Source organism: Bacillus sp. Au-Bac7 (assembly GCF_021341655.1).
Classification (GTDB): domain Bacteria; phylum Bacillota; class Bacilli; order Bacillales; family Cytobacillaceae; genus Niallia.
In genome coordinates this window covers 918362-931237 of sequence record NZ_JAJTTG010000001.1, presented here as the reverse complement: position 1 = coordinate 931237, position 12876 = coordinate 918362, and the positions used below count along the sequence as shown (strand labels likewise).

Genomic DNA, 12876 nt, shown 5'->3' with positions numbered 1-12876 from the left:
GTTATTTTTATAAAAAAACCTTGAAATTGATAGGTGAAGTACGTTATTATGCTCAATAAAGGAACGAACAATAGAGGGGGTTGTTTATATGTTCGGTGCAATAAATTCCAAACATACGAAAAAGATAATGCTTCTAGGAGCAGGAGAGTTAGGAAAAGAAGTGATTATTGAGGCACAGAGACTAGGAATTAACACGATTGCTGTTGACCGCTATGCAAATGCACCAGCAATGCAGGTAGCACATAAATCGTATGTGGTCGATATGCTTGATGGCCAAGCACTTAAAGAAATCATTATCAGAGAAAGGCCTGATTTCATTGTGCCTGAGATTGAAGCCATTGCAACTGAAATGCTCGTTGAATTAGAAGGAGAAGGCTTTAATATTATTCCGACTGCAAATGCTGTCCATTTGACGATGGACCGGGAAGGAATTAGACGACTTGCAAGTGAGAAACTGAATTTGCCAACAGCGAAGTATGAATTTGCAGACAGTTTAGCAGAATTGCAGAATGCCGTTGTTACTATCGGTGTACCGTGTGTAATTAAGCCGATAATGAGTTCTTCTGGTAAAGGGCAAAGCATCTGCCGCAGTCTTGATGATGTAAAGAAATCATGGGAAGAAGCGGTAGAGGGAGGCAGAGGGAAAAAAACACGAGTAATTGTAGAGGAATTCATCTCCTTTAATTCAGAAATAACATTGTTAACGGTCCGCTCTATCAGTGGCACGCACTTTTGTCCGCCGATTGGTCATATCCAAAAGGATGGGGATTATATCGAGTCATGGCAGCCTCATCAGATGACCGCCGAACAGCTTGAACAGTCAGAGCAAATTGCCGCACAAATAACAGACGCTTTAGGAGGCTACGGACTTTTTGGTGTAGAGCTTTTCCTAACAGATAATGGTGTGTATTTCAGTGAAGTGTCGCCAAGACCTCATGACACTGGAATGGTAACATTAGCAACACAGGATTTATCAGAATTTGCCTTGCACATCCGTGCTGTATTGGGCTTGCCTATACCGCAAATCAGGCTGAACTCGCCTGGTGCAAGTAAGACTTTAAAGGCATCACGAGAAAGTGCGGATTATGAAATCCATGGCGTTCAAGAAGCATTAGCATCTAAAGACAGCCAGATCCGAATTTTTGGAAAACCGAATGCAGTTGTCGGCAGACGCTTAGCTGTTCTTTTGCAAAGAGGAGAAACAGCAGAAGCAGCACTTGCTGATGCAAGAGAGGCTCACGCTAAGCTGTCGATTACTTATGGGAAGTCCGAACAATAGATTTTATTTAAGCCCAGAAAAACTAGACTAAGAAGCAAGGGAGACTGTTATGAAAACAAAAAATCGCTGGTTAATTGCCCTTTCAGCAGTTGGCATTCATATTTCTATTGGCTCTGTTTATGCGTGGAGTGTTTTTACAAAACCATTGGAAGAAACGTACAATTGGAGTTTAACAAGCATTTCCTGGACATTCAGTATCGCTATATTATTTTTAGGTCTCTCTGCAGCCTTTTTAGGACATTTCGTGGAGAAATTCGGTCCCCGTGCTGCTGGAACACTCTGCGCCGCTCTATTTGGATTAGGAATGGCAGGGTCAGGGTTTGCGGTAAGTATTGAATCCTTGCCCCTTTTGTATATCACTTATGGAGTATTTGGCGGAATTGGTCTTGGAGTAGGCTATATTACGCCAGTATCAACATTGGTGAAATGGTTCCCTGATAAACGAGGGCTGGCAACAGGGCTGGCTATAATGGGGTTCGGCTTTGCTTCCATGATCAGCAGTCCGATTATGAATAAGTTGATTAGCTCTGTTGGTATACCTTCTACATTTTATATTTTGGCAATCATCTATTTTATAATAATACTAGCTTCAGCTCAATATTTGGCTCCGCCTCCAAAAGGCTATGTACCTGCTGGCTACAAGAAGGCATTGGAGACAGGGACTGCTGCTCCGAAAGCTGATTTAGCTCAATCGACAGCGAATGAAGCAATAAAAACAAAAAGATTCTGGGCTTTATGGACAATGCTTTTCATTAATATTACGTGTGGAATTGCCATATTGGCTGTTGCATCTCCAATGGGACAAGAGCTTGCTGGAATGTCCGTTACAGAAGCCGCTGTATTAGTCGGTATTATGGGTGTATTTAACGGATTAGGAAGAATTGCATGGGCATCTGTTTCCGATTATATTGGTCGTCCTAATGTATACACATTGTTTTTTGCGATTCAAATTGCTGCCTTTTTTGTATTGCCTCATTTACAAGACGCTATTACTTTCTCTATAATAGTATGTATCATAATGTCTTGTTACGGGGGAGGATTTGCATCGATCCCTGCGTATATTGGAGATATGTTCGGAACGAAACAGCTTGGTGCCATTCATGGCTATATACTGACAGCGTGGTCTGCAGCAGGTATTGCTGGTCCTAGGTTTGTCTCATGGATCAGAGACACGACAGGAAGCTATCAGGAGACGTTGATTGTCTTTTCCTGTATGTTCATCGTTTCACTGACAATTTCCTTATTAATCCGTTTGGATATTAAAAAGATTAAGTTGATGAATAAAGAAATTAGTGGAGGCAACAGCATTTAATAGGTTGGGGGTAAACCCCTGACCTTTTTTTGAGTTTTCCTCTTATGATTGGAGATTAGCAATATGGAAAACTTTAATAATCAGTTTATCATTTCCTTCATTATAATTGCCCTAGGCTATTGTTTGAAGAAGTGGCAGATTCTCAAGGAAAAAGACGGGGAAGCGATGGCACGCCTTATTTTTAATGTTACGTTGCCAAGTTTAATCATCGTAACATTTCATCGTATAACAATCGATTCCTCCCTGATGATGCTGATGGTCCTAGGCTTTGTATATGGTATCATTGTCGCAATATTAGGCTTGTTTTTATTCAGGAAGGAAGAGCGGAGAGATAAAGGGATGCTTGGCATGCTGATCCCTGGGTTTAACATCGGCTTGTTTGCTTATCCTTTAGTTCAAGGTATCTGGGGAGAAGCAGGATTAAAGTATTTCGGCATGTTCGATATTGGTAATGCTATTATTACATTTGGAGTCAGTTATTTAATTGGAAGCTATTATGCAAAGGAAGGCGTTGTGCTGAACTTCAAGCATGTTGCCGGCAAAATGGGCAAATCAATCCCGTTAATGACATATGTGGTCATATTTATCATTAATATTACCGGCTTGCCACTGCCGACTGCTGTTATAGACATCAGTTCTGTCATCTCTCAGGCTAATATGCCTCTGTCTTTACTGCTTCTAGGAATCTATTTGAATTTTTCATTTAAAAAAAGCCACTGGAAGGGCATTGGAAGGGTATTGGGGTTGCGCTATGGTGTAGGTTTACTTGTTGGAACATTAGGGTTCTTCCTTCTGCCAGTCGATGATATGTTCCGCTATACAGTCCTGATTGGACTTATTCTGCCGATGGCCTCCTCTGTATTACCTTACAGTGTAGAGTTTAAGTATAATCAGAGATTTGTCGGCACAGCAGCAAACCTGTCTATCCTTATCAGCTTTGTCTTGTTATGGGTAATAGGAAATATGATTGTGTAAACAAACAAGGCTATTCCTTTTGCAGGATAGCCTTGTTTTTATTTTGTAATAAAGTTTTCCGTATAATACGGCTGTGATTTTTCATTGAAAGCAACACCGACACCTAGGTAAGTAAAGCCTTCCTGCAGAATATTCTCCCGATGTCCTAAAGAGTTCATTAAACCTTCATGTGCAAAAATACTGCTGTATTGCCCGTAAGCAAGATTTTCACCAGCCATTGTATACTTAATGCCGTCAGAGAGCATCCGGTCAAATGGGGACTCACCATCGAGGTTTGTATGGTCGAAATAGTCGTTTTTCGCCATATCCTCACTGTGCTTCCTTGCGGTTACCTTTACATTATCTTCCCATGTCAATACGCCAAGACCGTTGTTAACCCTGCTGGCGTTCGTTAAATCAAACAGCTGGAATTCAAAGCCCTCTTCCAGTTGGGCGCTTCCGTCTGTATAGAAATCACTTCTGTCCTCTTCAAGCTCAGTTGTCACAATCTGCATTGCCGTTACTGTATTGTTTTCATGCTTATCAAAAAATACGGTGACATAACTGCCGTCCATCTCAAAAACTTCATAATCTCTGTCTTCTGGAAATTTATAACGGACAAAGCCTTTTGTCAGTTCATCGAGGGGATTTCCTAACGTCTTCAAGACACTGTCTTTACTGCTGCCTTTTTTCACTCCGTTTGTAGAGGAAATCAAATCTTGATTTGTATACAGCGCTGCTACCTTTTTATTGGAATCAAATCCTACCATAACAAAATTTTGATAGTTTTCGTGGTACGTATTCCATGATATGCCGTACTCATTCATAGATGTACGCTGCGGTTTACCTAATTCCTGCTCAACTGCTTCCTCCGAATCACCCATTTGAATATTATAAATGGAAAAGGTCTGATGAGCTGGTGTCTCTAATTCCGGTTTTTCTGCCTGCTTCGTCTGTTCTGTTTCCGCACCAGTATCCCAGTCTGGGAGGATATCTTGTGTATCTTGGAAAATCTGTTTACTTTGCTCAATAAATTTTTCAATAAAATTAGCAGCTTCCTGCTCGTTCACTTCGGCTTTTGCATAATCAATCGCATTCGGTATCGTTTCCGTGCCAAATTTATGCTGTATATATTGCACTCCGACGTAGACAATTAAAATGAGCAACGCCAGTTTTATAAGCCTTCTCAAAATTAAATCCCTCCATTTCCTCTCCATGATTGCCTGAATCAGGAAAAAACATAAGCAAATGATTAATTTTTGCTAGAAATTAACGAATATAGACAGACGTTTGAAGGGAATATATAGTTTCAAGTATACCATCTTCCAATAAGTGAAACATCTTTTGAGTAAGAGGAAAAACTTGCTAATCTATTGGCGAAAGACAGTATTACAGGCTGTAATGTTCATGTAATTTGGGCGTAATGGGCTAATTGATAAAAACATGCTATAATGAGCATGTAAAACAACAGCATGGATATAGTTTCCAAGCTATAAAGTGCTACATACTTGTAATGCAGCAATGTAATAACTAGAGAAATAGTCGTTTAAGAATTGTTTCAAGGGGGCATTACTAAGCATGATTAGGCACTAAAGGAGGCTACAAAATGCAATTAATTAGAGCCGATATAGACCAGCTTCTGCAAGACACGCTGGATCTGGCTAGCTGTGTCAGTGAATGGAACATCAAAACTATTGAGATTGATGATCTGCTCGAAGATACGAAAAACTGGAATTAAACTTATCTAATAAAGTCTAAATCACTTTTGAAAAGACGATCTTTCTTTTCCGAACTGATTTAGATTTTTTTTGTGACTAAAATTATTTTTTTAATTTATAAAATATTTTGAAAAATAGCAGGTTTTTTTCTTCGGTTGGCGAAACAATAGAGTATCTAAATATAAAGGAGCTGGCAATATGGAAAAAATGGATTTACAAGCAATTGAAACGAAGACAAAGGAAAATTTAGAACAATCCTTTGCTATTTTAGAACAATATTTACAGTTAGAAACAGTATCTGCGCAAAACAAGTTCATTCCAGAAACAGTGGAGTATATTTCTGGTGTGATAAAGGATTTCGGAGGTGACGTTCAGGTGCTAGATGATCTTGGTGGAAACCCAGTTGTTTATGGATTTTTCCCAGCAGGAGAGAAGGGGGATTCGACTAGTACGCTTCTTTATTATAACCATTATGATGTGCAGCCTGCCGATCCTCTTGATGAATGGGTGACTGAACCGTTTGTACCTACCGTGCGCGACGGAAAACTGTTTGCAAGGGGAGTTTCTGATAATAAAGGGGACACAATCGCGAGACTTACAGCCATTAAAGTGCTACAGGAAACAGAAGGCGGTCTTCCCTGTAATATTAAGTTCCTTATTGAAGGAGAAGAAGAGATAGGAAGCCCTAACTTGACTCCTTATTTAGAAAAGTATGCTGAATTGTTTCAAGCTGATGCCTGCATTTGGGAATTTGGCGGAAAGGATGAACAAGAGCGGATCAGCATGGTAGCAGGCATTAAAGGGATGGCTTATATGGAGCTAACAGCAGTAGGTGCTGACATCGATATGCACTCCTCGGTAGGAGCGTATGTCGACAATGCAGCGTGGAGACTTGTTCATGCCTTAGCCTCTATGCGCAATGAACACAATGAAATTATTGTCGAAGGTTTTTATGATGGAATAACACCACCAACTCCTGCAGAGGAGGAGGTCGTTCAGTCATTGCCGTTCAATGAAGAAGCCGTTCAGGAGCTGTATGGGTTAAAAAGGCCTTTAATAACAGAGGCTTTAGGAAAGGACCCTCGTTATGCAATGGTTTTTGAACCGACAATGACAATTTGCGGGATCGAAAGCGGCTATACAGGGGAAGGAGCAAAAACAGTTCTGCCAAAAAGCGCAAAAATGAAGCTGGATTGCCGCCTTGTGCCTGGTCAAGATCCGAACCATATTTTTGAATGTGTTGTGAATCATTTGAAAAAGCATGGTTTCGATGATGTGTCTGTAAAGTTGATTAACGGTCAGAAAGCGTACCGCTCGGATTTCAGTCATCCGTTTATCAGTCATGTACAGCAGTCAGCTAAAGAGGTTTACAATAGTGATGTTGTGCTCGCACCAAACTCGGCAGGAACAGGACCGATGTTTGATTTTGGCAGAATTTTGAATTTGCCGATTGTCAGCACAGGAGTTGGCTGGGTCGGCAGCAAGGCTCACGCACCGAATGAGAGCATCCGCACATCAGATTATGAACAAGGAATTGTTTATATGGCCCATATGCTTAAAGGTTTTCCGGCAGCACTAAAGCAAGAGAAAATAGAACTGTAAGCAAATATTTTTTGGAAAGAAATATAGCGCCAGTCCATTTTGTGGCGCGTATTTCTTTTTATTTGTGCTATAACAATAAGATGGTTAAGCAAAAAAAGTTTTTAAAAAAATATATATTCCTCTTTTCCTCCAGAAAAGTTACGTTATAATAGATAGAAATAATAATTTACATATGAAGGAGTTTTTCAACGTGAGTGAACAAACAATCACAGTAACATTAGCTGCAGAAAAGAAACCGAAGCCAGATCCGTCTAAATTGGAATTCGGTAAAGTATTTACGGATCATATGTTCATGATGGACTATACAGTAGAGAACGGCTGGCATAATGCTCAAATTCTACCATATCAGCCAATCACGTTAGATCCTGCTTCAGTTATTTTCCACTACGGGCAAGCAGTTTTTGAAGGTATGAAAGCATATTTGACAAAAGAAGAAAAAGTATTGCTTTTCAGACCGGAAAAAAATATGGAACGTCTGAACAAATCAAATGAGCGTCTTTGCATTCCAGAAATTGATGAGGATTTCGCTCTTGATGCTTTAAAGCAGCTGATTAATATTGATAAAGATTGGATTCCATCAGGAGAAGGAACTTCCCTGTATATCCGTCCTTTCGTTATTTCTACACAACCATTTTTAGGTGTTGCGGCTTCTATCAGCTATAAATTCATGATCATCTTGTCACCGGTTGGTTCATACTACAAAGAAGGTGTTAAACCTGTAAAAATCTTTGTTGAAAATGAGTATGTCCGTGCCGTTGCTGGCGGAACTGGCTCTGCAAAAACAGCTGGTAACTACGCAGCAAGCTTAAAAGCGCAGCAAATCGCTACACAAAAAGGCTATTCTCAAGTTTTATGGCTTGATGGAGTCGAAAAGAAATATGTAGAAGAAGTAGGCGCGATGAACGTATTCTTCAAGATTGGTGATGAAGTTATTACACCAGCATTAAACGGAAGCATCCTTGAAGGTGTGACAAGAAGAAGCGTCATGGATCTTCTTAAACATTGGGACATCCCTGTAGTTGAACGCAGAATTTCTGTTGAAGAGATTTTTGAAGCTCATAAAAATGGTGAGTTGAAAGAAGCATTCGGTACAGGAACAGCAGCGGTTATTTCTCCAATTGGTGAGTTCTTATGGAATGAAACATCCATTACTCTTAATAACGGAGAAACTGGCGAGCTTGCGAAAAAAGTCTATGATACATTGACAGACATCCAAAACGGAAGAGCAGAAGATCCGTTTGGCTGGACAGTCGAAGTATAAAATAAAAGAGCCGCTGTCAATCATGGCAGCGGCTCTTTTAATTATGTTGTCTGTGTTTCCCTGTACAAAGGAAGTGTGCAGCAGCGGAAGGCTCCGCCTGACTTAATGATTTCCGTTATATCAACCTCTATCACTGTAAAACCGCGTTTGCGCAGCTCACTATTTACACCTTTATTAATGGGAAGACTGATGACTTTTTTATGACCGATAGATAGTACATTTGTTCCGAGTGTTGCTTGCTCTTCCTTTGTCACCTCAATGAGAGAATACCGCTTCTTTAACAATTCCAATTTATCTTTATCAATTTCCCCAGGATAAATCAGCGCATCATGCGGCGAAAGAATATTGAATACACAATCAAGATGTAAAAAGCTGTCTGTGAATGGAACAGCAATCACTTCATAGTTAGGCAGCAAGCTTTGAAGATGATTAATGGCTTGTTCATTTGTGCGATTGCTGACACCGACATAAATGGTCGAGCCGTCAATCAGCACATCACCGCCTTCAATCTTGTCACTGTTTAATTTCGTAAAAGAAATTTCCTGCTCGTTCAGCCAGTTTAACAGAACATGCTCTTCTCCTTTACGGACATCATGCCCCATTTTCGCAACGAACATTTGATCACCAAGTGTAAAGCCGATATCCCTAGTAAATACCTGTTCAGGGAATTGCTTCTCAGCAGGAAGGAGCACAACTTCAATGCCTTCAGCTTTCAAAGCTTCAACAAAGCCTTGATGCTGTTTAACAGCTAATTCTGTATCAATATTTTCTTTCATATACTGCTTTTGGATCGCATTTATTGGTTCTTTAATAGTCATATATAATGGAGATGTTAAAATCACTTTTTTTAATGGGGCATATTCGCTGTGGCTCCCAATCAACAATTGATCATTCTTCATATTAATCCTCCATTTTTTAAGTTTTGGGCAATCCATTCACAAGCTGACAAAATAAGCTTTTAAGCGTTTAAAATAAATTTTTCGACCGCTTTGGCAACTCCGTCATTATTGTTTGTATCTGTTACATAATCGGCTATTAGCTTAATGTCGTCAGGAGCGTTGCCCATTGCAATGCCAAGACCTGCAAATTCAATCATTGCGGCATCATTATAGCTGTCTCCCATTGCGATAACTTCTTCTCTTGTGATGCCAAGGCGATCAATCAATAATGATAGGCTTGTGCCTTTAGTAACACCTTTCTCCGTGAATTCAAGGAAAAAAGGTTTGGAGCGCATAACACTCAGTTGCTCTGAAAGTTCTGTCTGTAATACTTTCTCCACATTTTTCAGAATATCCTCTTCTTTAACCATTAATACCTTTACAACAGGGTCTTTTATGTAATCAACAAAGTTAGGCACAGCTTTGATTGGCAGCCCAGTTATTTGTGCTTCAATCTCCGTAAATGGATTGTTTTCTTCTGTCACAATAGTATCGCCAACATATGTATGAAGCCAAACCTTTTCTCTTTTACTCAATTCAAACAGCTGGTGTACAACCTCTGGTAAAAGCGTACTGCTGAAAATCTCTTCATTCGTTCGGCAATTGGTGATTTTCGCGCCGTTAAATGAAAGGATATAGCTGCCATAATCAGACAGATGTAGTTCTCTTGCAGTATCCCACATCGCAAACGTAGGTCTGCCTGAAGCAAGAACTACCTTAACCCCTTGTTCCTGTGCTTTAATCAATGCTGCCTTTGTCGCTTCTGAGACTGTATGGTCATCCTGAAGCAATGTGTCATCCATGTCTAGTACAATCATTTTATATTTCATTTGTATCTCCTTAAAAAAATTTATTCTACATCTTAAGAATACATGAATATCAGTTGAGATTATAGCGGAAAGGGAGATTTTTTTCTAATTAGAAAAAGGGAGAAATTACCTCGAAAAAGTATTTGAATTATCAGAAAATTGTTGCTATAATATAAAAAAGCAAAGGGGTTGATTCAAATGGAAAAGTATTTATTAAATGCACCACAACAGTCTGAAGGAAATGTAGTTGATTCTTTATTAGCTGAAATGGTCTTGGAGAAAGCCCTTTATAATTTCAAGAAACAGAGTCTAAAAAAGCAGATTGATGCAACATTAATCGCTGGTGATAAGCCTGAGTTTCTTCGTTTAACAGAAGAACTAAACAAGTTGATCTCCTAAATAGTTTTTAATAATAGTCGTTATATATCAAAGCATGGAGATGCAAATCTTCATGCTTTTTGTTGTTCGTTTGAAAAAAATGAAAAAGGACACCAAAAATGGTGTCCTTACGTTATTGAGGCAATAAACTGTGCTCCACATAGCACATTAGCGTTTATTGACTTATTCAATAGAGCTCATCGCAGAAATAAATATACCATATCTATTAATTTGTTGCAAGCTATTATTTTTTTATAGTCAAATTAGCTGCAATAAAGACGGAATATTTCTCCCAAAACCGCCCTTTTTTGCGTTATAATCTAGTTATACTATTGGGGTAAAGGGTGGGAATGATATATGACAACAATGTGTAAAGTGGCTGAGTACATAGAGGAAAATACAGAAGTCCTTGCTCATAGAATAGTAGAGGGAGTTCTCAGCAGTTTAGATTTAAGCATCCCTGATGACGAGAGAAATAATGCATTTCTCATGTACAAAGAGTTTTTAGGGTTTTTAGGCAAGTCACTTAATACAGGTGTGTCAGGAGTGCCAGCGGATTTAATTGCTTGGAGTAAGCACAATGCTGAACAGCAATTGAACGCAGGAGGAAGAATTTCAGAAATCGTTATCCGCTACCAGCCGACAAGGAAGATTTTTAATGAGCTGCTGACAGAGTTAAGCATTAAGTTTGGACTAGCTCTTAGTGAGAATGCTTTTTTAATAAAAATGGTTGACGATATACTCGACACTAGCTTAAGTGAAACAGTCTCCACTTATGAATGTTTATCAGAAAGTTACCGAAAGAAAGCCCAGCAGGAATTGGCGGAGCTGTCTGCTCCAGTTGTGCTTGTAAAAGAAGGTGTAGCTGTTCTGCCGCTTGTTGGCTTAATCGATGCCTACAGAGCTTCGTATATAATGGAAAAAGTTGTCCCCTATATAGCTGGGCTTCAGCTTGAATATCTTATTACAGATTACTCTGGCATTAAAAATATAGATTCGGAAATCGCTTCTTATCTGTACCAATTAGGCGAGGTGCTTCAGCTCCTTGGCATCAAGGTCATTGTAACCGGCTTGCGCCCGCAGCTTGCTCAAACAGTTGTGGAAACAAGATTAAATATGGCGGCAATCAAGGTTTATGCTAATCTTAAGCAGGCACTGGAGTCTTTGAAGTAACCGATTTAAAGTTATTTTTATATAAGTACAGCACCGCTTGGTAACACCAAGGGTGCTTTTTTGTTTTTGGCCGAGTTCAATCGTTTGACTATTTAAGTGCGAGAATATTAAGATGACATTACTTCAATAATTCACCCTGATAAAGGCATACTACAGGAGTGAAGCAGAAGTTCATTTAATCAAGAAACATTATGTAAATATAATTTAAAAGGAGTGTTAATTTTGAGCAATCAATCCGAAAAGCTTTTCCAACCATTGAACTTGGCAAATAAGCTGGAACTGAGAAATCGTTTAGTAATGGCGCCAATGACTAATTTCTCATCAAACGAGGACGGCACAGTTACCAAAGCTGAGGTTGACTATTATGCTAGACGTTCTAAAGGTGTCAGCATGGTTATTACTGCATGTACATATGTAACAGAAAACGGCAAAGGCTTCCCGGGAGAATTTGCTGCATATTCTGATGAATTCATTCCGTCTTTAAGAGAACTTGCATCTGCAATAAAAAAAGAAGGGGCGAAAGCAATTCTGCAAATCTTCCATGGCGGCAGATCTTGTCCTCCAAACCTAGTGCCTAATGGTGAGCTTGTAAGTGCCAGCGATGTTGCACAAGACAATAATCCAGCTCCTAGACCTTTAAAAGAAGAAGAGATTCTTGAAATTATCACAGCATTCGGTGAAACAACAAGACGTGCTGTGGAAGCAGGGTTTGATGGTGTTGAAATCCATGGCGCAAACGGATATTTGCTTCAGCAGTTTTATTCACCGCACACAAATAGACGCAACGACAAATGGGGCGGTACTCTAGAGAATAGAATGGCATTCCCGCTTGCTGTTGTTGATGCTGTGAAAAAAGAAGCAGAAAAAGCAACAGAGCCATTTATTGTTGGTTATCGTTTCTCTCCAGAAGAACCGGAAACTCCAGGTTTAACGATGGAGGAAACATTTGCCTTGATTGATGCACTTGCAGACAAAAACCTAGATTATTTGCATGCTTCCTTACAAGAGTTCTGGTCAGCACCAAGACGTGGCGCTGATGATAGCAAATCCAGAATTGAATGGATTATCGAGCGTGTCAATGGACGTGTGCCAGTGATTGGTGTCGGCAGCGTGTATACAGCAGATGATGCAAAAAAAGCCTTTGAAACAGATATTGATCTTTTAGCTATTGGCCGTGAGCTCATTATCGATCCTGATTTTGTTCAAAAAATCGAGGAAGGCAGAGAAAGTGAAATTGTTTCTGTATTAGATAAAAGCAAGCAGAAGGAACTGGTAGTGCCAGATCCGCTTTGGAATGCAATTATCAACTCTCCTGGCTGGTTCCCAGGAGTATAAGCAATTCTTGCCCCCCGGCGATTATCTCCGGGGGCTTTTCTTTAACAGCGCAAAAGATTCATGACAAATTAGTTTCCTGCATAAACTAATCATCTAAAGCAGAAAATTTTTCTGCTA

The 12876-nt window shown here is 39.6% G+C and carries 12 protein-coding genes; 9 read left to right on the top strand and 3 right to left on the bottom strand.

Annotation, left to right across the window (positions count from 1 at the left end; genetic code table 11):
- The first annotated feature begins 88 nt into the window (after nucleotides 1-88).
- The 3 genes from purT to LXM54_RS04735 all read left to right on the top strand — a co-directional run bounded on the left by purT (nucleotide 89) and on the right by LXM54_RS04735 (nucleotide 3566).
- Nucleotides 89-1279 carry a formate-dependent phosphoribosylglycinamide formyltransferase gene (gene purT, locus LXM54_RS04745; protein WP_233313935.1) on the top strand — a complete coding sequence of 397 codons (1191 nt, stop codon included), beginning with the start codon at nucleotides 89-91 and terminating at the stop codon, nucleotides 1277-1279.
- Between the two features lie 49 nt (nucleotides 1280-1328).
- Entirely contained in the window at nucleotides 1329-2591 is a 1263-nt protein-coding gene (locus LXM54_RS04740; protein WP_233313934.1) for an L-lactate MFS transporter, read from the top strand.
- Nucleotides 2592-2654: 63 nt separating this feature from the next.
- On the top strand, nucleotides 2655-3566 hold the full coding sequence (locus tag LXM54_RS04735; RefSeq protein ID WP_233313933.1) for an AEC family transporter: 912 nt from the start codon (nucleotides 2655-2657) through the stop codon (nucleotides 3564-3566).
- A 38-nt stretch (nucleotides 3567-3604) separates the two neighbouring features.
- Here the strand turns inward: LXM54_RS04735 and LXM54_RS04730 are convergent, their stop codons facing one another.
- Nucleotides 3605-4735 (bottom strand): CAP domain-containing protein, encoded by a 1131-nt coding sequence (locus LXM54_RS04730; RefSeq protein ID WP_233313932.1) that lies wholly within the window; start codon nucleotides 4733-4735, stop codon nucleotides 3605-3607.
- 416 nt (nucleotides 4736-5151) lie between these two features.
- Here LXM54_RS04730 and LXM54_RS27880 point away from each other — a divergent pair, with 416 nt between their 5' ends.
- From LXM54_RS27880 to LXM54_RS04720, 3 genes are all read left to right on the top strand, one after another.
- Nucleotides 5152-5283, top strand: a complete 132-nt coding sequence (locus LXM54_RS27880; RefSeq protein WP_267913281.1) for a hypothetical protein — start codon at nucleotides 5152-5154, stop codon at nucleotides 5281-5283.
- Between the two features lie 187 nt (nucleotides 5284-5470).
- Nucleotides 5471-6865 (top strand): M20/M25/M40 family metallo-hydrolase, encoded by a 1395-nt coding sequence (locus tag LXM54_RS04725; RefSeq protein WP_233314756.1) that lies wholly within the window; start codon nucleotides 5471-5473, stop codon nucleotides 6863-6865.
- Between the two features lie 190 nt (nucleotides 6866-7055).
- The gene (locus tag LXM54_RS04720; RefSeq protein WP_233313931.1) at nucleotides 7056-8126 is read left to right on the top strand and encodes a branched-chain amino acid aminotransferase; all 1071 of its coding nucleotides are present in this window, start codon (nucleotides 7056-7058) and stop codon (nucleotides 8124-8126) included.
- A gap of 41 nt (nucleotides 8127-8167) precedes the next feature.
- Here the strand turns inward: LXM54_RS04720 and LXM54_RS04715 are convergent, their stop codons facing one another.
- Both LXM54_RS04715 and LXM54_RS04710 read right to left on the bottom strand, forming a co-directional pair.
- On the bottom strand, nucleotides 8168-9025 hold the full coding sequence (locus LXM54_RS04715; protein WP_233313930.1) for a dimethylarginine dimethylaminohydrolase family protein: 858 nt from the start codon (nucleotides 9023-9025) through the stop codon (nucleotides 8168-8170).
- Between the two features lie 59 nt (nucleotides 9026-9084).
- Nucleotides 9085-9894: a Cof-type HAD-IIB family hydrolase gene (locus LXM54_RS04710; RefSeq protein WP_233313929.1), complete on the bottom strand. Its 810-nt coding sequence runs from the start codon at nucleotides 9892-9894 to the stop codon at nucleotides 9085-9087.
- A 177-nt stretch (nucleotides 9895-10071) separates the two neighbouring features.
- On the opposite strand from LXM54_RS04710, the gene LXM54_RS04705 reads away from it, so the two are divergent.
- The 3 genes from LXM54_RS04705 (at nucleotide 10072) to LXM54_RS04695 (ending at nucleotide 12759) form a co-directional block, all read left to right on the top strand.
- Entirely contained in the window at nucleotides 10072-10272 is a 201-nt protein-coding gene (locus LXM54_RS04705) for an IDEAL domain-containing protein (protein ID WP_233313928.1), read from the top strand.
- A 336-nt stretch (nucleotides 10273-10608) separates the two neighbouring features.
- A complete protein-coding gene (locus LXM54_RS04700) occupies nucleotides 10609-11424 on the top strand; it encodes an STAS domain-containing protein (protein ID WP_233313927.1) in 816 nt (271 codons plus the stop codon).
- A gap of 219 nt (nucleotides 11425-11643) precedes the next feature.
- Nucleotides 11644-12759, top strand: a complete 1116-nt coding sequence (locus LXM54_RS04695; protein ID WP_233314755.1) for an NADH-dependent flavin oxidoreductase — start codon at nucleotides 11644-11646, stop codon at nucleotides 12757-12759.
- Nucleotides 12760-12876: the final 117 nt, after the last annotated feature.